This window comes from Kribbella sp. NPDC003505, assembly GCF_040610875.1.
Taxonomy (GTDB): Bacteria; Actinomycetota; Actinomycetes; order Propionibacteriales; family Kribbellaceae; genus Kribbella.
In genome coordinates this window covers 20,630-41,380 of the sequence record NZ_JBEXNA010000005.1, presented here as the reverse complement: position 1 = coordinate 41,380, position 20,751 = coordinate 20,630, and the positions used below count along the sequence as shown (strand labels likewise).

The following is a 20,751-nucleotide window of genomic DNA, read 5'->3' as shown; positions in this document are numbered from 1 at the left end:
CTCGTTCGATATCTAACGATATCGGGAGCGCGGCGGGGTGTAGTAGAAGACCTCCTCGTGGGTGATTCGGCCGGCGTCGACCGTGAAGAGGGACAGCTTGGTGGTTCGGGAGCGGGTGCCGGTGCGGACGTCGAGTTGGTCGAAGGTGAAGCGGATCGCGAAGTGGTTGTCGAACAGGAGCGGGCCGACGACGTCGACGCCGAGGTACTCGATGTCGGCGTTCAGGCGGCGGGCGTTCTCGAGGATGGCGTCGGTGCCTTTGATCTCGACCTCTTCGCCGCCGGTCTCGAGTGGTGCGACGCGGACGACCTCCGGTGCGGTCAGCGCGACGGCCTGGTCGAGGCGGCCGGCCGACAGCGCGTCGACGTACCGTTGCGCGACCTCGGCCGTGGACAGGACCCGGAACTCGGCGGCGTGCTCGGCGGCCCATTCGGCGAAGGTCAGGGCGGGGCGACCGGTGAGTTCGGTGACGGTCGTGGTGACGGGCTCGGGGTTGTCGACGAGCGAGGCCCAGTAGGCGACCGAGCTCTCGGCGAGGATCGGGTCGGCGCCGAGGTCGAGCATCGCCTGCCGTGCTTCCGCGTCGGTCAGCGCCTCGACCCGCATGTCCTTGCCGATCGCCCGCGCGACGGTCCGGATCTGCTCGGCCTGGGTCAGGACCTCGGGCCCGGTGAGGTCGTAGGTCTGGCCGATGTGCCGGTCGTCCAGGATCGTGAGGACGGCGACCGCGGCGATGTCGCGCTCGTGGATCAACGACCGGCCCGCCTCGGGAGACGCGACGCGGACGACGTCGTCGGTGCGGAACGCGTCCGCCCAGCCCTGTGCGTTCACCGCGAACCCGCCCGGCCGGACGAACGTCCACTCCTTGCCGGCGTCCCTCAGCAGCTGCTCGACGTCGCCCCACACTCCGCCGGACGGCGCGCTCAGCGAGGACAGGTACACGACGCGCCGGGGGAGTTCGCCGATCACGTCCGCGGCCCCGTCGGCGCTGAACGACGGCCAGAGCAGGAAGGCCGCGTCCACGTCGGCCGCGGCCCGGCGTACGGCGGTGGGGTCGTGGATGTCGCCCCGGATCAGTTCGACGTCCGGCGGGAACCCGGCGAGGTCCGGCGTACGGACGAGGGCCCGGACGGTCACGCCCGCGGCGCGCAGCCCGTCGACGACATGGCGGCCGACGCGGCCGGTGGCTCCGGTGACAAGAATCGTGGTCATACGACCCACCCTCAGACCTGAACGTTGGTTGAGGTCAAGCCGGACGCACTACGCTGATGCGCATGCTGGAGTTCGTGGTGCGGGTGGTGGGCGTCCTGGTCGCCTTCCTGGTGGCGCCCTTGCTGGTCGGGCAGGCCGAGCACAAGGTGATGGCGCACATGCAGTCGCGGCTCGGCCCGATGTACGCCGGCGGGTTCCACGGCTGGGCGCAGCTGGTCGCGGACGGGGTGAAGTTCGTCCAGAAGGAGAGCGTGGTCCCGGCCGCCGCCGACAAGCGGGTGTTCGAGTGGGCCCCGATCGTCGCGATCCTGCCGTACCTCGCCGCGCTCGCCGCGATCCCGCTCGCGCCGGGCCTGGTCGGCGCGGACCTCGACTCCGGCCTGTTCTTCGTGCTCGCGGTGATGAGCATCGGCGTCCTCGGATCGCTGATGGCCGGCTGGGGCAGCGGGAACAAGTACAGCCTGCTCGGCGGGCTCCGGGTCGCGGCCCAGCTGATGAGCTACGAGCTGCCGTTCGTACTGGCCGCGGCGAGTGTGGCCGTCGCCGCCGGGTCGTTGAGCCTGACCGCGATCGGCCACGCCTGGAACCCGTGGTGGTTGCTGTGGCAGCTCCCCGGTCTGGTGGTGTTCTTCGTCGCGGGTCTCGCCGAGTTGCAGCGGCCGCCGTTCGACATGCCGGTCGCGGACTCGGAGGTGATCTTCGGCCCGTACACGGAGTACACCGGGCTCCGCTTCGCGATGTTCCTGCTCGCGGAGTACGCCGGGATCGTGGTTCTCGCGGCGCTCACGACGGTGCTGTTCCTCGGCGGCTGGAGCGGTCCCGGGCCGGAGTCGATCGGGTGGATCTGGGCGCTGCTGAAGATCGCGTTCGTGTCGGTCGTGGTGATCTGGGTGCGGGTCTCGTTCCCGCGGATGCGCGCCGACCAGCTGCAGAAGCTGGCCTGGCAGGGCCTGGTGCCGGTGGCGCTGGTCCAACTCGCGCTCACCGGCATCGGCGTCGTGGTGTTCTGAGGCGGACCTGCAGCACTCACAAACCGCGCTGTTGGCCGGTCCTCGGCGGTCGGCTGAGCGTGGCCGTCGACGAGCTGCGGCGGTTGGTGAGTGCCTGGGATCCGCTAGGGCGTCGCCAGTGCCTCGGTCGGGGACAGGCGGGACGCGCGGACGGCCGGATACAGCCCCGCGAGGCCGCCGATCACCAGTGTCGCCAGCACGCCGCCGGCCAGTGCCCAGACCGGGATGACTGTCAGCCAGTTCTGGTACGACGCGTAGCCGGTGGTGACCGCGGAGCCGAGGATCGCGCCGCCGATCCCGCCGAGCGCGGACAGCAGCAGCGACTCGGTCAGGAACTGCGTCCGGATCTGGCCGCGGGTCGCCCCGAGCGAGCGGCGCAGGCCGATCTCGGCGCGACGTTCGAGCACCGAGATCACCATGATGTTCGCGACGCCGACGCCGCCGACCAGCAGCGCGACGGCGCCCAGGCCGAGCAGGAGTCCGGTGAATGCCTGACCGGCGGCCTGCTTGGCGGCGAGGGCGTCGGACGGGCGCGACACCTCGACCTCGTTCGGCGCCTCGGGGTTGGCCGTTGCGCCGAGCACCGATCGGACCGCGGGCACCTGGGCGTCGTCCGACCGGGTGTAGATCGTGGTCGGATGCCCGTCGAAGGAGAGCTCGCCCGCCGCCGGCCAGCCCATCAGCGCGGCGCTGTCCAGCTCCGGAGCGAGCGCGGCCGGTTCGAGGATGCCGAGCACGGTGAACCAGGTGTTGCCGATCAGCACCTGGGTGTCCGGTCCGGCCTTGGTGATCCCGAGTCGCTCCGCGGCGGCGGCGCCCAGGACGGTCGCCGGGTACGAGCCGGTGGCGGCGTCGATCCACTTGCCGCTGCGGATCGTGGCCCCGATCGTGTCGAGCAGGTTGGTTCGGGCGGCGTACGCGATGATGCCGTTGGTCTCGACGTCGGGGATCTTGCTGGTCCGGTACACCGAGGCGTCGTCGACCTTGCCGATCGCGGACTCGGCGCGGACCGGGGCGATCCGGCGGACCATCGACTCGGCCGCGAGCGGCAGCTGGGCCTGCTCACCGGTCAGCCGGGTGCCCGGCGTGACCGTCAGCAGGTTGGTGCCCAGGGCATCGAGTTGCCCGTCGAGCTCGGCCCGCGACGACGACGAGATGCCGACCACGGCGACCATCGCCGCGATCCCGATGGCGATGCCGAGCGCGGACAGGAACGCCCGCATCGGCCGCGTCCGCAACCCGACCGCCCCGACCCGCACCACGTCCCGCAGCCCCAGCGTCGCGGGCCTCAGCTCCCGGCCGCTTTGTGCACGACGTCCGTGCTTTTCGTCGGAACTCTTGCGGATCTGGTGCACAAAGTCGTCGTTCATGCGTGGATCTCCTCGACGATGTGGCCGTCGCGCATCCGGATCTGGCGGGGGAGGGAGGCGGCGATGTCGCGGTCGTGGGTGATGACGACGACCGTGGTGCCGGCCGTGTGCAGGTCGCGCAGGAGCTGCATCACGCCGGCGCCCGACGCGGAGTCCAGGGCGCCGGTCGGCTCGTCGGCCAGCAGTACGGCGGGTTCGCCGGCGACTGCCCGCGCGACGGCGACTCGTTGCCGCTCGCCACCGGACAGTTCGTGCGGCTCATGATCGAGGCGGTGCGCGAGCCCGACCCGTTCCAGCGCGGCCGCGGCCCGCTTCCGTCGTACTGCGAGCCGGAGGCCGGAGTAGAGCAACCCGTCGGCGACGTTGTCGACCGCGCGCACCCCGGCGGCGAGGTGGAACTGCTGGAAGACGAACCCGATCCGGGTCGCCCGCAGCGCGGACAACCCGGCGTCGGACAGCCGCGCCACGTCGTACCGGTCGATCCGGACCGTCCCGGACGTCGGCCGGTCGAGCGTGCCGAGCACATTCAGCATCGTGGACTTGCCGGAGCCCGACGGGCCGACGATCGCGACCAGTTCGCCGCGGTCGATCCGCAGGCTGACCCCGCCGAGCGCGTGCACGCCTCCCGGATACACCTTGGTCACCTCGGTCAGCTCGATCACTTCGGGATCCCCACCGCGGTGCCGGCGGTGATGCCGGCGCCGCTGATCTCGACCTGACCGCCCGCGAACAGCCCGGTCTTCACCGGCACGTACCGCGACGTCGTACCGTCGATGACCTCGACGCCGAACCCGCCCTCGCGGAGCGCCACCAACGCCGCGACCGGGACGGTCAGGACGTTCTTGCGCTCCGACGCGGTGAACGTGACGTCGACCGCCGCGGACGACCACGCGGCCACCGCTTTCTGGTCGGCGACCGAAACGATCACCTCGACCTTCGTCTCCGGGTCCTGGTCCGGACTCTCCGCCGGGATGATCACCGTGGAAACTTTCTGGATCTTTCCGGCGACCGACTTTCCGTCCGGCAGCCCGACGGTGACCGCGGCGTTGAGCTTGGCGAGCCGCTGGTCGGCCGCGTCGAGCTGCACCGTGACGGCCCGGGTGGTGCCGGTGTACGTGAGCACCGGCTGGTTCGGTCCGAGCGGCGAGCCCTCCTCGGCCTGCACGCTGTCCACCCGCAGATGACCGGGTGCGAACAGCACGCTGCCGAGCTCCACGGCTCCTGTCTCGTCCCTCCCGAGATCCTCCTGCCACTCCTCGACGGCCTCGGCGGTCGCGTCGGTGTACTCGTCGTCCACCGTGAAGCCGGTGTACCCCATCGCCTTCAGGTTCTGCTCGAGCTGCAGGACGTCGGTCCCTTCGGTCCCGACCGTGAGCCTGCGGTACGCCGGGAGCGCGCCGTACAGCAGCGTCGTCGGGACGTTGTCGATGCTGTAGACGGTGCTGCCGCGCCGGAGTTCCTGCCCGCTGTCGGGGACGAAGGTGACCGTGCCGGCCACCCGGTTGACCGCGGAGGACGACGTGCCGAAGCCGAGCCGGCCGTCCTCGGTCTCGGTGTCCTTGAGGGTCTGCCGGGTGACCTTCGTGGTGTTGACCGGCACGGCCTGCGCGGTCTGGTCGGATGCCTGGCTGGTGTCGCCCCGGCTCACCAGGAAAGCGCTGGCGGCGCCGCCTGCGGCCAGGACGACGACAGCCGTCAGTGCCTTGCGCATCAGCGCGCCGCCAGGATGCTCTGGCAGGCGTCCTGCGCCTTCGTGAAGTCCGGATCGTCCGCGACGCCCGGGCCGATCATGATCCCGCGCTGGTCCGGCTTCGGGTCCGGGAACTTCTCGACGCCGTTCTTCCGCATGCACTCGGCGTACTTCCGGCCGTTCTCCTGCTGCTGCGGGTTCGCGCTGCCCTGCGCCTGCGGGTCGTACTGCCGGCACGCCTCCATGGCCTGCTGGACCTTCTCCTGGGTGACTCCGGAGTTCTTGTCGAACTTCAGCATCGGCCCTTTGCCCGGCTCCGGGTCCGGCACGTTCAGGCCGTTCTCCCGCAGGCACTGGGTGAACTTGACCGCCATCTCGTCGCGGCTGAGGCTGGCCGGCGCGCTGCTCGGCGCCGCCGACTGCTGAGCTCCGGTCCCGGAGGCGACCTGGGCGTCGGGCTCGTCGGCCCCGCACCCGGTCAGGATCAGGCCGGCCGCCAGGACGGAAACAGCCAGAATGGTCTTGCGCATCATTGCTCCTCTCGTTTCCGGAAACCTTTCTCGGTGCCCCGTTTCCGGGCCGTTTCCGAGTCCGGAAACGCGGCGGAAACAGAGCCGTCGGGGATCATGGGGTGCGTGCGGGTACTGGTGGTCGAGGACGAGCCGTTGCTGGCGGCAGCGATCGCGGAATGGCTGCGCGACGATTCACATGCCGTCGACGTGGCCACGGACGGCGGCGCGGCGCTGGAACGGTTGTCGGTGAACGCGTACGACGTCCTCGTGCTGGACCGCGACCTCCCGGTCGTCCACGGCGACGAGGTCTGCCGGCAGCTGGTCGCGTCCGGGTCGGCCACGCGGGTGCTGATGCTGACCGCGGCGGCTGCGGTGACGGACCGCGTGGAGGGGCTCGGGCTGGGCGCCGACGACTACCTGACCAAGCCGTTCGCGTTCGCCGAGCTGGCCGCGCGGGTGCTCGCCCTCGGGCGGCGCAGCCGGCCCGCCGATCCGCCCGTCCTGCGCCGCGCCGGCGTCACGCTGGACCCGGCCCGGCACGAGGTTTTCCGGGACGGCCGGTACGTGCCGTTGTCGAAGAAGGAATTCGCTGTCCTCGCGGAGCTGCTGCGCGCCGACGGCGCGACCGTGTCGGCCGAACAACTGCTGGAGAAGGCATGGGACGAGCACGTGGACCCGTTCACCGGAGCGGTCCGGCTGACGATCCTGAAGCTACGCCGGAAACTGGGCGAGCCGGGACTGGTCGAGACGGTCGCCGGCGTCGGTTACCGCATCCCTTGAAACGACTGTCGCTCCGCGGCCGCCTGACCCTGCTGTACGGCGGGCTGTTCATGGTCGCCGGCGTACTGCTGCTCGGCGTCACCTATGCGCTGTTCAACGCGAACCTCGGCCAGCAGTACCGGGTGATCGTCAAGGGCACCTATCTGAGCAGCCCGTCCCGCGGCGCCACCGCTCCGCCGGCGCCACCGACCAACGACGTGTACGTGATGAACAAGGACGGCGCCGTCCTGACCGGCTCGGACGCGGAACGGGTGCTGGAACAGCAGCGGCAACAAGTACGGCAGGCAGCGATCAAGTCGTTGCTGGCCCAAGGGAGCATCGCGCTGGTCGCGGTCGGCGCGTTGGCAGCGGGGTTCGGATGGCTGGTGGCCGGGCGGGTGCTCGCGCCGCTGCACCAGGTCACCGACACGGCGCGCCGGATCGCCGCGTCGCCCGCGGCGCTGCACGAACGGATCGCACTGAAAGGCCCCGACGACGAGGTCAAGAACCTGGCGGACGCGTTCGACACGATGGTCGAGCGGCTGGACCACTCGTTCGACGGCCAGCGGCGGTTCGTTGCCAACGCATCCCATGAACTGCGGACGCCGTTGACGCTCGGCCGCGCCCTGGTCGAGGTCGCGATGCACCGGCGTACGGCGTCCCCGGACGTGAAGGAACTGGGCGAGAGCCTGCTGACCATCAACGCCCGGCACGAGCAGCTGATCGAAGGGCTGCTGATCCTGGCCGACTCCGAGAAGCAGTTGACGACGGTCTACCCGGTGAACCTCGCGGACGTGGTGACGCACGTGACCGGCCAGCTCGCCGGCGAGGCGTCCGCGGCCGGCGTCGAACTGATCCGCGGTCCGGGCGACGCGCCGACGCGGGGCGATGCGCTCCTGCTCGAACGGCTCGTCCACAACCTGGTGGAGAACGGCATCCGGCACAACACGCCCGGCGACGAGCGCTGGGTCCGGGTGATCAGCAAACGCGCCGCCGACCAGGTGCGCGTCACCGTGACGAACACCGGGCCCGAGATACCGCCGTACGAGGTCGAGAGCCTGTTCAAGCCGTTCTACCGCCTGGGCGCCGAGCGGCTGGTCGGCGGGAAGGGCGCCGGGCTCGGCCTGTCGATCGTCCGGTCGGTCGCCGAGGCCCACGGCGGCACCGTCACCGCCGCGCCCCGCGCCGGAGGCGGGCTGGAAATTACTGTGGTGCTGCCTGTCGATCCAGGCTGAGGCCGTTCGTGTAGAGGGCGAGAAGGAGGCGACGATGAACCAGTACCTGCTCAGCATCTACCAGCCCGGTGGTCCGGCTCCGGAACCCGAGGTGCTGGAGCCGATCCTGCGGGACCTGCAGGCGTTGAACGAGGAGATGCAGGCGGCCGGTGTGTGGGTGTTCGCGGCCGGCCTGCATCCGCCGGAGACGGCGACCGTGCTGAAGGCGAGTGGCGACGACGTGCTGATCACCGACGGGCCGTTCACCGAGGGCAAGGAGCATCTCGGCGGTTTCACGGTCATCCAGGTCGAGGATCTGGACGCTGCGCTGCACTGGGCCAAGCGGCTGGCCGAGGTGCTCCGCAACCTGTCTGTCGAGGTCAGGCCGTTCCAGTCGTGACAGCTGACCTCGCTGCGATCTTCCGGGCCGAGCACGGGCGGGCGGTGGCTGTTCTCACGCGCGTGTTCGGTGACCTGGAGATCGCCGAGGACGCCGTCCAGGACGCGTTTGCGACGGCGCTGGAGAGGTGGCCGGACTCCGGCGTACCGCCGAGCCCGGCCGGATGGATCATCACGACCGCGCGCAACCGCGCGATCGACCGCCTGAGACGCGAGGCCGCACGGTCCGGCAAGCACGCCGAGGCCGCGCTGCTGCACGCGGAGACCGAGCCGGTGGAGGAGGGTGCCGTGCACGACGATCGTCTGCGGCTGATCTTCACCTGCTGCCACCCGGCGCTCGCCCTGAACGTCCGGGTCGCGCTCACGCTGCGCATGCTCGGCGGCCTCAGCACCGCCGAGATCGCGCACGCGTTCCTGGTCCCCGAGCCGACGATGGCGCAACGCCTGGTCCGTGCCAAGGCCAAGATCCGCGCCGCCGGCATCCCGTACCGCGTCCCGTACGAGGCGGACCTGCCGGAGCGCGTCCGCGGCGTCCTCGCCGTTGTCTACCTGATCTTCAACGAGGGGTACGCCGCCTCGTCCGGCGACACCCTCGTCCGCGACGAGCTCGCCGCCGAGGCGATCCGGCTGGGACGGCTCCTGGTCGGCCTGATGCCCGACGAACCCGAAGCGGTCGGCCTGCTCGCCTTGATGCTGCTCCAGCAGTCCCGGCGCCCGGCCAGGGTCGCGCCCGACGGAACGCTGATCCGCCTCCGCGACCAGGACCGCACGCTCTGGGATCGTCGGCTGATCGACGAAGGCCACACGCTCGTACGGCGATGCCTGCGCCGCAATCAGCCCGGTCCGTACCAGCTCCAAGCCGCGATCAACGCCGTCCACGCCGACGCCCCGACCCCAGAGGCCACCGACTGGCCGCAGATCCTCCAGCTCTACGACCACCTGCTCGCCCTCGACCCCACGCCCGTCGTGGCGCTCAACCGAGCCGTCGCCGTCTCCGAAGTCGAAGGCCCCGCCGCCGCCCTCGCCCTGGTCGATGCGTTGAACCTCGACTCCTACTACCCTTCCACGCCATCCGGGCCGATCTCCTCACTCGGCTGGACCGTTCTGTCGAGGCTCGCGCCGCCTACGAGTCGGCGCTGGACCTCACCTCGAACGAAGCCGAGCAGGACTTCCTCAAGACCCGGATGAGATAGCCCCGCCGGCGACGCGCACCTTCGGTAGGGTCCCGAGGGTGTTCGAGTTGATCTGTGAGGTGGAGCCACCGACGCGGCCGGACCTGAAGAAGGTGCGGCACCAGATCGGCGTGATGAGTCCGATCGCGGACGGTTTCCTGATCCCGGACAACCACATCGGGCGGGCGACCGTGTCGAGTGTCGCGGTCGCCAACGAGGTGCAGCTGATGGGCGCGCGTGGGATCGCCTGCCTGAACTCGCGGGACCGGAACCTGCTCGGTTTCCGGCGCGACCTGCTGACCGCGGCGGCGTACGGCGTCGAGCAGTTCCTGTTCGTCCACGGCGACGACCCGGCGGAGGGCTCGCGCACGAGCCAGCTGACCGTACGGCGGATGATCGAGCAGACCCGCGAGACGACGTACCCGGGCTGTGCCCCGTTCAAGGTCGGCGCGGCCACCCGCTTGTCGAAGGTCCCGCGCTGGAAGGCCGAGGCCGATTTCCTCTACGTCCAGGTCAGCTACGACCTGGACGAACTGCTGCGCTGGCGTGCGTCGGTCGACCTCGACATCCCGGTGTACGCCGGGGTGATGGTGCTCGCGTCCGCCCGGATGGCCCGCAATCTCGCCGGGCTGCCGCAGCTGACGATCCCGGCCGAGCTGGTCGACGCGGTGGAGCGGGACCGGGACGCCGGTGTCGACCACGCCTGCGAGCAGATCCTGAAGATCCGTGACTCCGGGGCCTTCGAGGGCGTTCACCTGATACCGGTCAGCCGGTACCGCCAGGTCGCGGCCCGCCTCGAACGCGAGCTGTAAGGCGTGCAGATCGGCTAATGTCCTGCTAAGAGACGGGAGGTGGAGCGTGGGACTGCCTGGTAAGGGCCTGGTCGAGGGGTTGAAGGTCACCGCGAAGACCCTGGCCCGTCGTTCCGTCACCGAGCAGTACCCGGACGTCCTGCCGGAGCTGCCGCCGCGCAGCCGCGGCGTGATCGCGCTGATGGAGGAGAACTGCACCTCCTGCATGCTGTGCGCCCGCGAGTGCCCGAGCTGGTGCATCTACATCGACTCGCACACCGAGACCGCGCCGTCGGTCGGTGAGCAGGCCCGGGAGCGCAGCCGGAACGTGCTGGACCGGTTCGCGATCGACTTCAGCCTCTGTATGTACTGCGGAATCTGCATCGAGGCCTGCCCGTTCGACGCGCTGTTCTGGTCGCCCGAGTTCGAGTACGCCGAGACCGACATCCGCAACCTGACCCACGAGAAGGACCGGCTCCGCGACTGGATGTGGACGGTGCCGGCGCCGCAGCCGATCGACCCGGGTCCCGAGGAAGAAGCGTGACAACGGTCCTGTTCTCCGTCGCCGGCGCGGTGGCGGTGCCGGCGGCCGTGCTCGTGGTGGTCTCCCGCCGGATCGTGCACGCCGCGCTCTGGCTGGTGGTCGCGCTCGGCGCCGTCGCCGGCTGCTTCGGCGCGCTACACGCCGAGTTCGTCGCGCTGGTCCAGATCCTGGTGTACGTCGGCGCGATCGTCGTCCTGGTGCTGTTCGCGCTGATGCTCACGAAGGCGCCGACGAATCCGCTGCCGGAGCTCACCACCGGGCGCAGCCCGTTCGCGGCCGTGGTCGCCGCCGTGCTCGCGCTGATCCTCGGGGCCGGCGTAGTTCTTGCCTTCGGCAACGAGAAGATCAAGCCGGTGAGCAGCGGGTCGGCGACGGCGATCGGCACCCAGGTGTTCCGGAACTGGGTGCTCCCGTTCGAGGTCCTGTCGGTGCTGCTGCTGGCGGCGCTGATCGGCGCGATCGCGTTGTCGCAGCGCAAGAAGGAGGACTGACGGTGCCGCTGATCCTCCCGCTGCTGCTGGCCGTCGTCCTGTTCTGCATCGGTGTGTACGGCGTCCTCGCGCGCCGCAACGTGATCACGATGCTGATGTCGTTCGAGCTGATGCTGAACGCGGTGAACCTGAACCTGGTCGCCTTCGACGCCTGGCGGGTGGATGAGGCCACCGGTCAGACGCTGGCGATCTTCGTGATCACGCTGGCCGCGGCGGAGATCGGTCTCGGCCTGGCGATCGTGCTGCTGCTGTTCCGCGGTCACGGTCATGTCGACGCCGACGCGGCCCGTGACCTGGTGGAGCGGCCATGATCGCGACGGTCTGGCGCGTCACCGGCGTGGCCTTCTCGCTGCTGATCCTGTTGTTCGCCGCCCTGCTGTACGGCGCTGCCCCGGATCAGGCCGCGTTCCTCAACTCGCAGGTGGGCGACCTCACCATCGGCTTCGCGGTCCGCACCGACGACCTGACGGTCCTGATGCTCGCGGTCGTCGGCGTGATCGCGACCTGCGTCCAGGTCTACTCGCTCGGCTACCTGCACCAGCGCCCCGCGTCGTACCACGCGCTGGTCACCTTGTTCACTGCCGCGATGGTGACCGTCGTGGTGTCGGACAGCCTGTTCTTCCTGCTGATCGGCTGGGAAGTGATGGGCGCCTGCTCGTACCTGCTGATCGGCCACTACTGGGAGCGCCGGGACGCCCGCTCGGGCGCGGTGAAGGCGTTCCTGATGACCCGGTTCGCCGACGTCGGGTTCCTGTTCGGAATCTTCGTGCTCGGGGTCGGCGCGGGGACGTTCCGGATTTCGGAACTCGATCCTTCGCGGATTTCCGCCGGGGTGCTGACGACCGGCACGCTGCTGCTGCTCGTCGGGGTCATCGGCAAGTCGGCGCAGGTCCCGTTGCAGACCTGGCTCCCGGACGCGATGCCCGGCCCGAGCCCGGTCAGCGCCCTGATCCACGCGGCCACGATGGTCGCCGCCGGCGTCTTCCTGATCGCCCGGCTCTACGACGTCTTCGCCGCGTCGGAGACCACGCTGACCGTGCTCGCGATCGTCGCCTGCGTGACGATGCTCGTCGCCGCGCTCTGCGCGTCGGCGGCGGTCGAGGTGAAGCGCGTCCTCGCCTGGTCGACGGTGAGCCAGCTCGCGATCATGTTCTCCGCGCTGTCGCTCGGCACGGCCGAGGGCCGGCACGCGGCGCTCTTCCACCTCGTCACGCATGCCGCGTTCAAGGGTCTGCTGTTCCTCTGCGCGGGAGTGCTGCTGCACCAGGTCGGCAGCGCGGCCCTCGTCGTCCTGCGCCGCTACACGCGCCGCGGAAAGCTGCGGAAAGCGCTGCAGGTGACATTCCTGACCATGACCGTCGGTCTCGCGGCGCTGGCCGGCGTCCCGGGGTTCGCCGGGTTCTTCTCCAAGGACGCGGTGATCGAAGCGGCCTGGGAGCAGGCGCACGACGGGTCCGTCGTCGGGTGGGTCGTGCTGCTGTCCGTCTGCCTGACCGCGGCGCTGACGGCCTTCTACTGCGTGCGGCTGTGGCTGTGGACCTTCTTCCGGACGCCGGCGCTGGCCGGCGGCATCGGCGCGTTCGAGGACGGTGACGCGGCGGCCGACCTCGACGAGCCCGACACCTCCAAGCTCCGCGACGCGCCGTGGGTGATGCTGGCGCCGCTCGTGCTGCTCGCGGTCGCCTCGATCGTGCTCGGGTACGTCGACGGCGTGCACCTCAACTGGGTCATCGGGCTGGTCTCGACCGCGCTGGTGCTGCTCGGCGCGCTCCCGGCGTACTCGCTGTGGCGGCGCGGGGCGGACCCGCGGCCGGTGGTGTTCGAGCGCGAGTTCGGCGTCGACCCGGCGTACCACGGTCTGGTCGTCGTGCCCGTGCGATGGCTGGCCAAGCTGACCGTGGCGGGTGACCGCGACGTCATCGGTGCGTACGTCCGCGCGGCCGGCCGGACCGGGACGCTGGCGTCACAGGGGTTCCGCCGGCTGCAGACCGGGAACGTGCAGACCTACCTGACGGCGGCCGTCATCGGCGCGGTCGCGCTCGCCGTGCTTGCGGGGGTGATCGGCTCGTGAACGCGATCCTGCTGGCGATCCTCGTGCTGCCGGCGCTGGCCGCCGGAGCGTTGTGGTCGATCCCGGCCGCGATCGGGGACCGCCTCGCGGCGGCGTACGGGTCGGTGATCTCAGGGCTCGTGCTGGTCGGTGCCTTGATCCTCTGGCCGCGGACCGGCGGATGGTTCGCCTATGTACCCGCGCAGGAGCAGTTGCTCGGCGACGCCGTCCACCCGCTCGACGCCGTCATCGACGTACCGTGGATCCCGTCCCTCGACGTCCGGTTCCACATCGGCGTCGACTCGATCTCGGTGCCGCTGATCGTGCTGACGGCGCTGCTGACCTTCCTGTGCTGCCTGTACTCGCTGAAGATCACGCCGCGGATCGGCCGGACCCGCTCCCTGATCGCGCTGCTGCTGGTGATCGAGACCGGCGTGATCGGGACGTTCTCGGCGATGGACCTGGTGCTGTTCTTCGTCTGCTTCGAGATCGTCCTGATCCCGATGTGGCTGGTCATCGACATCTGGGGCGACCACCACGACCCGGCCGGGCGGAAACGCGCCGCGAACACGTTCGTGCTGATGACCGTGTTCGGTTCCGCGCTGATGCTGCTCGGTTTCCTGCTCGTACAGCGGGTGACGGGGACGTTCGACATCGTCGCGCTGACCAACGCGCCGGTCGCCGGCGGGCACGGGATCCCGCTGGCCGCCGCCGTACTGATCGCGGTCGGGCTGGCGGTGAAGGTGCCGCTGTGGCCGCTGCACATCTGGCTGCCGGACGCGCACGCGAAGGCGCCGACGGTGGGGTCGGTGCTGCTGGCCGGCGTGCTGCTGAAGCTCGGGACGTACGGCCTGATCCGGATCCTGGTCCCGGTGCTGCCGGACGCGACGGCGACGATCGCGCCGTACCTTGGGGCGTTCTCGACGGTGGCGATCGTCGCGGGGTCGCTGGCCTGTCTCGCGCAGACCGATGTCAAGCGGCTGATCGCGTACTCGAGCGTCGGGCACATGGGCTTCATCGGGCTCGGCATCGCGACCATGTCGCCGGCCGGCCTGCGCGGCGCGCTGTTCGCGAACATCGCGCACGGGCTGATCACCGGGCTGCTGTTCTTCCTGGCCGGAGCGATCAAGGACCGGCACGACACCAGCGACCTGCGCGCGATCGGCCGGGCCTTGTACGCGCGGTTGCCGCGGATCGCCGCGCTGCTGACGTTCGCCTGTCTCGCCTCGCTCGGGCTGCCCGGGCTGGCCGGGTTCTGGGGCGAGATGCTGGTGCTGCTCGGTGCCTACGACCCGGCCGCGTGGTTACCGCGGAGCACGTTCCTGGTGTTCATGGTGATCGCCGGACTCGGCACGGTACTGACCGCCGCGTACTTCCTGCGGCTGGTCCGCAACCTGTGCCAGGGCGACCCGGCCGAGAACCCGCCCGCCGCGTTCGCGGTCGACCTCAGCCGGATCGAGCTGATCACCTGGGCGCCGCTCGTCACGCTGACCGTGCTGCTCGGCGTCTGGCCCGGCCTCCTCCTGCAACAGTGGAGTGCGCTGTGACGCTCACGTGGACCGACTGGCAGGCGATCGCCGTACCGCTGGTGCTGGCGATCGGCGCCGTCGCCGTACTGCTGGTCGACAGTTTCTGGAAGAGTGCCTCGGCCGAGCTGCGGCACACCGTCGTGACCTTGCTGACCAGCGCGGTCATTCTGTTCGGGCTCGTGTTCGCGTGGGCGCAGCGCGACGACTTCAAGCCCGCGTTCTGCCGGCCCGCGGTCGAAGGGCCGGCGCAGTGCAGCCTGGTCTTCGAGCCGTTGACGGCCGGGTTGTGGGCGGTGCTGCTGATCGGCGGGCTCGGCGTCGTCGGACTCTCGGCGTACCGCCTGCTGGCCGCGGACATTCCGATCGGGGAGTACCACTTCCTGCTGCTCAGCGCGCTCACCGGCGCGACGGTGCTGGCCGGCGCGCGGGACCTCGCGACGCTCGTGATCGCGCTCGAGGTGGTGTCCCTGCCGAGCTTCGCGATGGTCGGGCTGCGCCGGGACCGGCGCGGTTCCGAGGGCGCGATGAAGGCGTTCCTGGTCTCGGTGCTGTCGACGGCCGTGATGCTGTTCGGCATCTCCTACGTGTACGGCGTGACCGGCTCGCTGTACCTGTCGACGATCGCGAACCGGCTGACCGGGCTGGATCCGGACCTGGCCCGGGTGGCGTTCGCAGCCGGGCTGTTCGTGATCGTCGGGTTCGCGTTCAAGATCGCGGCGGTGCCGTTCCACGCCTGGCTGCCGGACACCTACGTCGGCGCGCCGGTGGAGGTCACCACCTTCCTCGCGGTGGTGTCGAAGTCGGCCGGCGTCGCCGGGCTGCTGGTCCTGGTCACGTCCGGGATCGCGCCGGACGGCTCCCAACTGCGCACCGTGGTCGCGATCCTCGCCGCGGTCACGATGACGGTCGGAAACCTGGCCGCGCTGCGTCAGGTCGAGGCGGTGCGGCTGCTCGCGTGGTCGTCGATCGGGCAGGTCGGCTTCCTGCTCGCGCCGCTCGCCGTCGACGACGCACAGGCCGTCGTCGGGTACCTGGCGGCGTACGTCGTCGTCACGCTCGGCGCCTTCGGAGCGGTCGCTGTCGTGCAGCGCCATCGCCCCGGGGGACTGCTCACGGACTACCGCGGCATGGTCCGCTCCGAGCCCGGCCTGGCCGCCGCCCTGATCTTCTTCCTGGTCGTCCTGGCCGGACTTCCGCCTGGTCTCGCGGGTCTGTTCACGAAGTTCGCCGCGTTCCAGGCCGTGATCGACGGCCATCTCGGCTGGCTCGCGATCGTGATGGCCGTCAACGTCATGATCGGCCTCGCCGTCTACCTGCGCTGGATCGCCGAGCTCTTCCGCCTGCCCGCCGACGATCCGTTCTCGGTGGACATCGAGACCCCGGCGGTCACGATGATCTCCCTCTGCACCGCGGTGGCCGCCGTCCTCTCCGTCCTGCCCAGCATCATGTTCGCGCTTGCGACCTGACGAAGTCCTCGTACTGCGACCAGACGCGGCGCCACAGCGCGTCCCGGTCAGCGGCGGAGTAGTGCGGCAGCGGCAGGCGGAAAACGTCCGCGAGGGCGGCGAAGTAGTCGGCGGGGGTGTCGAGCAGGGTGCTGTCGACGCGGTCGGAAAACGTTTCGCTCAGCCCGACGGAACGCAGTACGAGAACGGATTCCGGCGTTCGGCGGAACGCGGAGGCGAGTCGGACGAACGGGGACGCCGGGTCGGCGGAAAGCTGCCTGTGCTGCGCGGCGAACGCGTCCAGGGTGACCGGGGCCGACTCGAAGTCCATGCCGATCAGGTTCGCGCGCGGATCGTGGTCGAGTCGCCAGCCGTCGGTCTTGTCCGACGGGCGCAGGCGCAGCGTGAACGGGTACTGCTCGGCCTCGCCGGTCTCCAGCGGCATCGGATGGCGCAGACCGTCGCCGAGGCCCGCATCGACGAGCCACCAACGCTCCGGGTCCTCGACCAGTCCGCTGACCGTCAGGACCATGTGGCTGCCGTCGATGTCGCCTGGCCGGTTGACTGTCTGTACGCCGCCGCGGTGCATCCGCACGCGGTACCCGAGCTCGGTCAGCAGCAGCGCGAACGTCCCGTTCAGCTGGAAGCAGTACCCGCCGGTCTCGCGCGCGACGATCCGCTTCGCCACGTCCTCCGGCTCGAACGCGCCACCCGGCGTGAGCTGGTACTGCACGGTCTCGTACGGCACCTGATCCACGAACGCCGCGTGCAACTGATTCAGACCATCCAGCCGCGGCGGACCGTCGTACCCGCTGAGTCCGACTCGCCGGAGGAACGCCCTGGTGTCCATGGGAACCTAGGCTAAGCGGGGTGATCGACGTGTTCGACCGAGTTGCCGCTCTCGATGTCGCGGGCGAGCTCGGCGAGGTGTTCGCGGCCGCCTTCGGCGCTCCGGGGTACGACGACGAGCGCGCCGACGCCCAGCGGTTCGCCGGCGAACAGCTCCCGGCCCACGCCGCCCGCGACGACTTCAAGCTCGTCGTCGCGCGGCTCCCCCGTCCTGTCGGCACGCCGCGCGCCGGCGTCGGCGTCGGCGCGCTCGACGTCGCGGACGTGATGGCTGGCAGCGGCCCGATTGCCGGATTCGCCTACGGTTTCACCGGGCACCTCGGGCAGTGGTGGTCGGACCGAGTCGCGGCGGCGATCAGTCCCGAACTCGCCGCGGAGTGGATCGGTGGGCACTTCGAGGTGGTCGAGCTCGCTGTCCTGCCCGCCGCCCAGGGGCACGGCCTCGGGACCGCGTTGATGCAGGAACTGATGCGGGATCTCCCGAACCGGAAAGCCTTGCTGACGACGTACGCCGACGACCGGCCGGCGCCGCGGCTGTACCGGCGGTTGGGCTGGCGGCTGCTCGTTGCCGACCTCGGCTGGGGCTCAGCGCTCTACGGGATGGACAGAGGTGTGCCCGTCAGCTCCTGACCTGGCAGGGTATGAGCCATGACCTCTGAGCGGATCTATGTCGGGAGCTACACGAGTCAGACCGGCGGCGGGGAGGGAATCGCGTTCGGGCCGTTGGACGGCATCGTGACGGTGGCGACGATCGCCGACCCGTCGTTCCTGGTCAGGTCCGCGGACGGGCGGTTCCTCTACGCCACCAACGAGGAGCCGGACGGCAAGGTCTCGGCGTTCGCGATCGGGGCGGACGGAGCGCTCGAGCTGCTCAACCAGCAGTCCACCGGCGGCATGCACCCGTGCCACCTGGACATCGACCCGTCCGGCCGGTTCCTGCTCTCGGCGAACTACACCTCGGGCTCCGTCGCCGTGCACCCGCTGCGCGCGGACGGTTCGCTCGGCGAGCGGGCGTACTTCGTGCAGCGGTCCGGGACCGGGCCGAACGCGGAGCGCCAGGAGGGACCGCACGCGCACCAGATCGCGTTCGACCCGGCCGGTGCGTACGTGTTCGACGTCGACCTCGGGTCCGACACGGTCTACTCCTCGACTCTCGGCGAGGACGGCGCGCTCCAGGAGGTCGACCGGCTGCGGATCCACCCGGGCGCGGGGCCCCGACACCTGGTGTTCCACCCGACGGCGGCCGCGGCGTACGTGATCAACGAGCTCGACTCGACGCTGACCGTCTGCAGCTACGCCGACGGGAAGCTGACGATCGTGCAGACGGTCTCCACCCGGCCGGCCGACTCGCCCGGCGAGAACTTCCCGGCCGAGCTGCTGATCTCCGCCGACGGCCGTTTCCTGTACGGGTCGAACCGCGGCGACAACACGATCGCTGTCCTCGCGATCGCGGCCGACGGGCTGAGCGTGGAGCTGGTGCAGACGATCGGGTCCGGCGGGGACTGGCCGCGGCACCTGGCCTTCGGAAACGACCGGAACACGCTGTACGCCGCGAACGAGCGGTCCGGTCAGATCGCGACCTTCACGATCGCCGACGGCCGGCTCACCCAGGCGGGCGAGCCGGCCGCGTGGCCGAAGCCGGTGTGCGTCCTGCCTGTCTAGACGAGCTTCTCGAAGAAGAACTCGTGCTTGAGGAAGGACACGTCGTACTCGTGCCCCGGGTACGGCGGGTTCAGCTGGGCCGCCTGGAACAGGCGCCAGCCGTCCTTGAGCGCGTCGAGCCCGGTCTCGTACGGCGGTACGTCGCTGTCACCCGTCGTCGGGTGCGTCTGGCCCGTGCCGTCGTACACCGACCAGCCGACCACGCGCGCGTCCAGCGCCGAGGAGGCCAGGTAGAGGACCAGCACCTGCTGGCGAAGGCCCGTCTGCTGCGGCGTCTCTGCGGTCGCGGTCATACCATCTCCTTCTTCGCTGCGTGCTTTGCTGCATGCGGGTTGTTCGCGCGGTCGGCCACCACGCGCTGCGGGCGGTTCGAGACGCGGGTGACCCAGTAGTTCGGGTCGTAGGTGTCGTCGCCGCTGATCGCGCGCCACAGCATGATGCGGTTGTACCGCTCCAGCCGGCCGGTGGCGTTCTCGTACCAGGGGAAGTTCTGCTCCAGCTCGGCCGCGACCTGGTCGTCGTACAGGTCGTCGGTGTTCCACAGCCGCACCTGACGGACGGTCGGGTTGAACCGGATCTTGAACATGTAGCGGTCGATGTCGCTGTCGTTCTTGCGGCCGCCGTGCCAGATACCGTGGTGCAGGAACTGGACGGTGCCCGCCGGGCAGACCAGGCGGGTCTGGCCGAGCAGGTTCTGGTAGCGGCCGGTGTCGGACTCGTTGGTCCGGCGCAGGTGGCTGCCGGGGACGCTGAGCGTGCCGCCCATCTCCAGCGTCACGTCCTGCGGGTAGTACATCAGCTGGACGTCGAAGGCGTCGGTGCGGACGTCGATGATCGCGTCACCGTGCAGGTTCTGCGCCTCGCCCTCGTGGGCCTTGCGGATGTGGACCGCGTGGTGGTCGACGGTCGGCTCCGGGCCGACCAGGCTGTGGATCGCGCCGGCCACCTCGGGCAACTGCACCAAGCGCTGGACGAAGTCGCTGTCCACGAACGCCTCCGACAGCGGGGTGCCGTACGGGACCCCCGGGATGCCGGCCTTCAGGACCTCGATCGCCTGCTGGTTCATGTCGTCCGGCACGACGGCGTCCATCCGGAGCGCGCCGGTGGCCACGAAATGCGCCATCTGTACCGAGGTGAGCAGGTGCTTGCGATGCGGATGGGGCATGAAAACTCCCATGGTGGAGTGGTGGTTGCTACTCCTCCAGGCTAGGTACGGAAAGCGAGTTCTCGCGTGGGTTGTGTTCACCACTGCTGGTAAATTCTCACCATGATCGCGTTGCACCTCATGCAACCCCCGGAGGTGCTGAACGTCGGCGCGGGGATCCACGGCGTGCGCGGACGGCGGGACGTCTTCCGCCTCCCGGACCTGTGGCAGCTGCACCTCTACAACTACTCGGCCGAGCTGACGCTGCTCGGTACGACGTTTTCCGTCGCGCCCGGCTACGTCTCGCTGACCCCCGCGGGCACGCAGGTGCAGTTCGACTACCACGGGCGTTCCGAGCATCTTTACGCGCATTTCCGGCCGGTCGTCGCGGGCGTCCCGTCGTCGGTCCCCGTCGTCCAGGACGCCGGCGAGGCCGCGCCGCTGCTGTCCGGGCTGCTGCGCTCTGCGATCGAGTCCTCTCCGTCCGGCTCGTCCCGCACCACCGCGGACGTCTGGAGCGCGCTGTGGCGGATCGCGGAGCTCACGCCCGCCACCGCCGAGACCCGGCATCCGGCCGTCGCCACCGCGATCGCGCACATCGAGGCCAACCTCGCCCAGCCGCTCACCGTCCCCGGCCTGGCCCGGGTGGCCGGTGTCTCCCACAACCACCTGACCCGCCTGTTCCGGTCCGAGACCGGCGCCACGGTGATCGCGTACATCCGCCAACGGCGCATGACCCGCGCCCGCCACCTGCTCGTCTCCTCCACCCTGTCCATCCCCGCGATCGCCGCGTCGGTGGGCATCCCCGACCTGCAGGCCTTCAACAAGACCTGCCACCGCGAACTCGGCACCTCACCGCGCGCCGTCCGGGGGAAAGCGGTGGCCGGTGAACGGGTGGGTGGTTAGTG

General features: G+C 70.3%; 21 protein-coding genes and 2 pseudogenes. 15 read left to right on the top strand and 8 right to left on the bottom strand.

From position 1 onward, the window contains the following. Positions 1-12 precede the first annotated feature (12 nt). Positions 13-1,212 (bottom strand): NAD(P)H-binding protein, encoded by a 1,200-nt coding sequence (locus tag ABZX12_RS18015; RefSeq protein ID WP_355694381.1) that lies wholly within the window; start codon positions 1,210-1,212, stop codon positions 13-15. 62 nt (positions 1,213-1,274) lie between these two features. On the opposite strand from ABZX12_RS18015, the gene ABZX12_RS18010 reads away from it, so the two are divergent. Continuing rightward, entirely contained in the window at positions 1,275-2,222 is a 948-nt protein-coding gene (locus ABZX12_RS18010) for a complex I subunit 1 family protein (RefSeq protein WP_355694379.1), read from the top strand. Positions 2,223-2,326: 104 nt separating this feature from the next. Here the strand turns inward: ABZX12_RS18010 and ABZX12_RS18005 are convergent, their stop codons facing one another. The 4 genes from ABZX12_RS18005 to ABZX12_RS17990 are packed head-to-tail and all read right to left on the bottom strand — an operon-like array spanning position 2,327 to position 5,812. Further along, entirely contained in the window at positions 2,327-3,592 is a 1,266-nt protein-coding gene (locus ABZX12_RS18005) for an ABC transporter permease (protein ID WP_355694378.1), read from the bottom strand. Continuing rightward, positions 3,589-4,254, bottom strand: a complete 666-nt coding sequence (locus ABZX12_RS18000) for an ABC transporter ATP-binding protein (RefSeq protein ID WP_355694376.1) — start codon at positions 4,252-4,254, stop codon at positions 3,589-3,591. The genes ABZX12_RS18005 and ABZX12_RS18000 overlap by 4 nt, the downstream gene beginning before the upstream one ends. Then, positions 4,251-5,303 (bottom strand): peptidoglycan-binding domain-containing protein, encoded by a 1,053-nt coding sequence (locus ABZX12_RS17995; RefSeq protein ID WP_355694375.1) that lies wholly within the window; start codon positions 5,301-5,303, stop codon positions 4,251-4,253. Before ABZX12_RS17995 ends, ABZX12_RS18000 begins: the two co-directional genes overlap by 4 nt. Further along, positions 5,303-5,812, bottom strand: a complete 510-nt coding sequence (locus ABZX12_RS17990; protein ID WP_355694374.1) for a hypothetical protein — start codon at positions 5,810-5,812, stop codon at positions 5,303-5,305. The genes ABZX12_RS17995 and ABZX12_RS17990 overlap by 1 nt, the downstream gene beginning before the upstream one ends. Positions 5,813-5,917: 105 nt before the next feature. On the opposite strand from ABZX12_RS17990, the gene ABZX12_RS17985 reads away from it, so the two are divergent. From ABZX12_RS17985 to ABZX12_RS17935, 11 genes and pseudogenes are all read left to right on the top strand, one after another. Continuing rightward, a complete protein-coding gene (locus ABZX12_RS17985; RefSeq protein ID WP_355694372.1) occupies positions 5,918-6,574 on the top strand; it encodes a response regulator transcription factor in 657 nt (218 codons plus the stop codon). Further along, complete coding sequence (locus ABZX12_RS17980) at positions 6,571-7,788, top strand: HAMP domain-containing sensor histidine kinase (protein WP_355694370.1); 1,218 nt, start codon at positions 6,571-6,573, stop codon at positions 7,786-7,788. The genes ABZX12_RS17985 and ABZX12_RS17980 overlap by 4 nt, the downstream gene beginning before the upstream one ends. Before the next feature lie 34 nt (positions 7,789-7,822). Then, positions 7,823-8,167: a YciI family protein gene (locus ABZX12_RS17975; RefSeq protein WP_355694368.1), complete on the top strand. Its 345-nt coding sequence runs from the start codon at positions 7,823-7,825 to the stop codon at positions 8,165-8,167. Beyond that, positions 8,164-9,359 (top strand): annotated as a pseudogene (locus ABZX12_RS17970) (RNA polymerase sigma factor). The gene ABZX12_RS17975 and the pseudogene ABZX12_RS17970 overlap by 4 nt, the downstream one beginning before the upstream one ends. A 38-nt stretch (positions 9,360-9,397) precedes the next feature. After that, a complete protein-coding gene (locus tag ABZX12_RS17965) occupies positions 9,398-10,150 on the top strand; it encodes a methylenetetrahydrofolate reductase (protein ID WP_355694367.1) in 753 nt (250 codons plus the stop codon). 181 nt (positions 10,151-10,331) lie between these two features. Then, positions 10,332-10,553, top strand: a pseudogene (locus ABZX12_RS17960) (4Fe-4S binding protein); the annotation flags it as partial. Between the two features lie 116 nt (positions 10,554-10,669). Continuing rightward, positions 10,670-11,164, top strand: a complete 495-nt coding sequence (locus ABZX12_RS17955; protein WP_355694365.1) for an NADH-quinone oxidoreductase subunit J — start codon at positions 10,670-10,672, stop codon at positions 11,162-11,164. A 2-nt stretch (positions 11,165-11,166) separates the two neighbouring features. Beyond that, positions 11,167-11,475 (top strand): NADH-quinone oxidoreductase subunit NuoK, encoded by a 309-nt coding sequence (gene nuoK / locus ABZX12_RS17950; RefSeq protein ID WP_355482322.1) that lies wholly within the window; start codon positions 11,167-11,169, stop codon positions 11,473-11,475. Continuing rightward, positions 11,472-13,235, top strand: a complete 1,764-nt coding sequence (locus ABZX12_RS17945) for an NADH-quinone oxidoreductase subunit L (protein WP_355694363.1) — start codon at positions 11,472-11,474, stop codon at positions 13,233-13,235. The genes nuoK and ABZX12_RS17945 overlap by 4 nt, the downstream gene beginning before the upstream one ends. Then, positions 13,232-14,761, top strand: coding sequence for an NADH-quinone oxidoreductase subunit M (locus tag ABZX12_RS17940; protein WP_355694362.1), 1,530 nt, complete (start codon positions 13,232-13,234; stop codon positions 14,759-14,761). Before ABZX12_RS17945 ends, ABZX12_RS17940 begins: the two co-directional genes overlap by 4 nt. Beyond that, positions 14,758-16,209, top strand: a complete 1,452-nt coding sequence (locus tag ABZX12_RS17935; protein ID WP_355694361.1) for an NADH-quinone oxidoreductase subunit N — start codon at positions 14,758-14,760, stop codon at positions 16,207-16,209. Before ABZX12_RS17940 ends, ABZX12_RS17935 begins: the two co-directional genes overlap by 4 nt. On the opposite strand, the gene ABZX12_RS17930 is transcribed toward ABZX12_RS17935, so the two are convergent. Beyond that, positions 16,187-17,038, bottom strand: a complete 852-nt coding sequence (locus tag ABZX12_RS17930; protein ID WP_355694360.1) for an arylamine N-acetyltransferase — start codon at positions 17,036-17,038, stop codon at positions 16,187-16,189. The two genes, ABZX12_RS17935 and ABZX12_RS17930, sit on opposite strands and share 23 nt — an antisense overlap. 20 nt (positions 17,039-17,058) lie before the next feature. Here ABZX12_RS17930 and ABZX12_RS17925 point away from each other — a divergent pair, with 20 nt between their 5' ends. Both ABZX12_RS17925 and ABZX12_RS17920 read left to right on the top strand, forming a co-directional pair. Further along, positions 17,059-17,667 carry a GNAT family N-acetyltransferase gene (locus tag ABZX12_RS17925; RefSeq protein WP_355694358.1) on the top strand — a complete coding sequence of 203 codons (609 nt, stop codon included), beginning with the start codon at positions 17,059-17,061 and terminating at the stop codon, positions 17,665-17,667. Positions 17,668-17,685: 18 nt separating this feature from the next. After that, complete coding sequence (locus ABZX12_RS17920; RefSeq protein WP_355694356.1) at positions 17,686-18,699, top strand: lactonase family protein; 1,014 nt, start codon at positions 17,686-17,688, stop codon at positions 18,697-18,699. On the opposite strand, the gene ABZX12_RS17915 is transcribed toward ABZX12_RS17920, so the two are convergent. Next, complete coding sequence (locus ABZX12_RS17915; protein WP_355694354.1) at positions 18,696-18,992, bottom strand: hypothetical protein; 297 nt, start codon at positions 18,990-18,992, stop codon at positions 18,696-18,698. The genes ABZX12_RS17920 and ABZX12_RS17915 overlap by 4 nt on opposite strands. Beyond that, entirely contained in the window at positions 18,989-19,864 is an 876-nt protein-coding gene (locus ABZX12_RS17910) for a phytanoyl-CoA dioxygenase family protein (protein ID WP_355694352.1), read from the bottom strand. The genes ABZX12_RS17915 and ABZX12_RS17910 overlap by 4 nt, the downstream gene beginning before the upstream one ends. A 102-nt stretch (positions 19,865-19,966) precedes the next feature. On the opposite strand from ABZX12_RS17910, the gene ABZX12_RS17905 reads away from it, so the two are divergent. Then, positions 19,967-20,749: a helix-turn-helix transcriptional regulator gene (locus tag ABZX12_RS17905; RefSeq protein ID WP_355694350.1), complete on the top strand. Its 783-nt coding sequence runs from the start codon at positions 19,967-19,969 to the stop codon at positions 20,747-20,749. Positions 20,750-20,751 lie beyond the last annotated feature (2 nt).

Bases quoted from the DNA above. Each gene is read 5' to 3' on its own strand.
- ABZX12_RS17910 (WP_355694352.1), bottom strand. From the start codon at position 19,864: ATGCCCCATCCGCATCGCAAGCACCTGCTCACCTCGGTACAGATGGCG.
- ABZX12_RS17995 (WP_355694375.1), bottom strand. From the start codon at position 5,303: ATGCGCAAGGCACTGACGGCTGTCGTCGTCCTGGCCGCAGGCGGCGCC.
- ABZX12_RS17905 (WP_355694350.1), top strand. From the start codon at position 19,967: ATGATCGCGTTGCACCTCATGCAACCCCCGGAGGTGCTGAACGTCGGC.
- ABZX12_RS17915 (WP_355694354.1), bottom strand. From the start codon at position 18,992: ATGACCGCGACCGCAGAGACGCCGCAGCAGACGGGCCTTCGCCAGCAG.
- ABZX12_RS17930 (WP_355694360.1), bottom strand. From the start codon at position 17,038: ATGGACACCAGGGCGTTCCTCCGGCGAGTCGGACTCAGCGGGTACGAC.
- ABZX12_RS18015 (WP_355694381.1), bottom strand. From the start codon at position 1,212: ATGACCACGATTCTTGTCACCGGAGCCACCGGCCGCGTCGGCCGCCAT.
- ABZX12_RS17975 (WP_355694368.1), top strand. From the start codon at position 7,823: ATGAACCAGTACCTGCTCAGCATCTACCAGCCCGGTGGTCCGGCTCCG.
- ABZX12_RS18010 (WP_355694379.1), top strand. From the start codon at position 1,275: ATGCTGGAGTTCGTGGTGCGGGTGGTGGGCGTCCTGGTCGCCTTCCTG.
- ABZX12_RS17990 (WP_355694374.1), bottom strand. From the start codon at position 5,812: ATGCGCAAGACCATTCTGGCTGTTTCCGTCCTGGCGGCCGGCCTGATC.
- ABZX12_RS17945 (WP_355694363.1), top strand. From the start codon at position 11,472: ATGATCGCGACGGTCTGGCGCGTCACCGGCGTGGCCTTCTCGCTGCTG.
- ABZX12_RS18005 (WP_355694378.1), bottom strand. From the start codon at position 3,592: ATGAACGACGACTTTGTGCACCAGATCCGCAAGAGTTCCGACGAAAAG.
- ABZX12_RS17920 (WP_355694356.1), top strand. From the start codon at position 17,686: ATGACCTCTGAGCGGATCTATGTCGGGAGCTACACGAGTCAGACCGGC.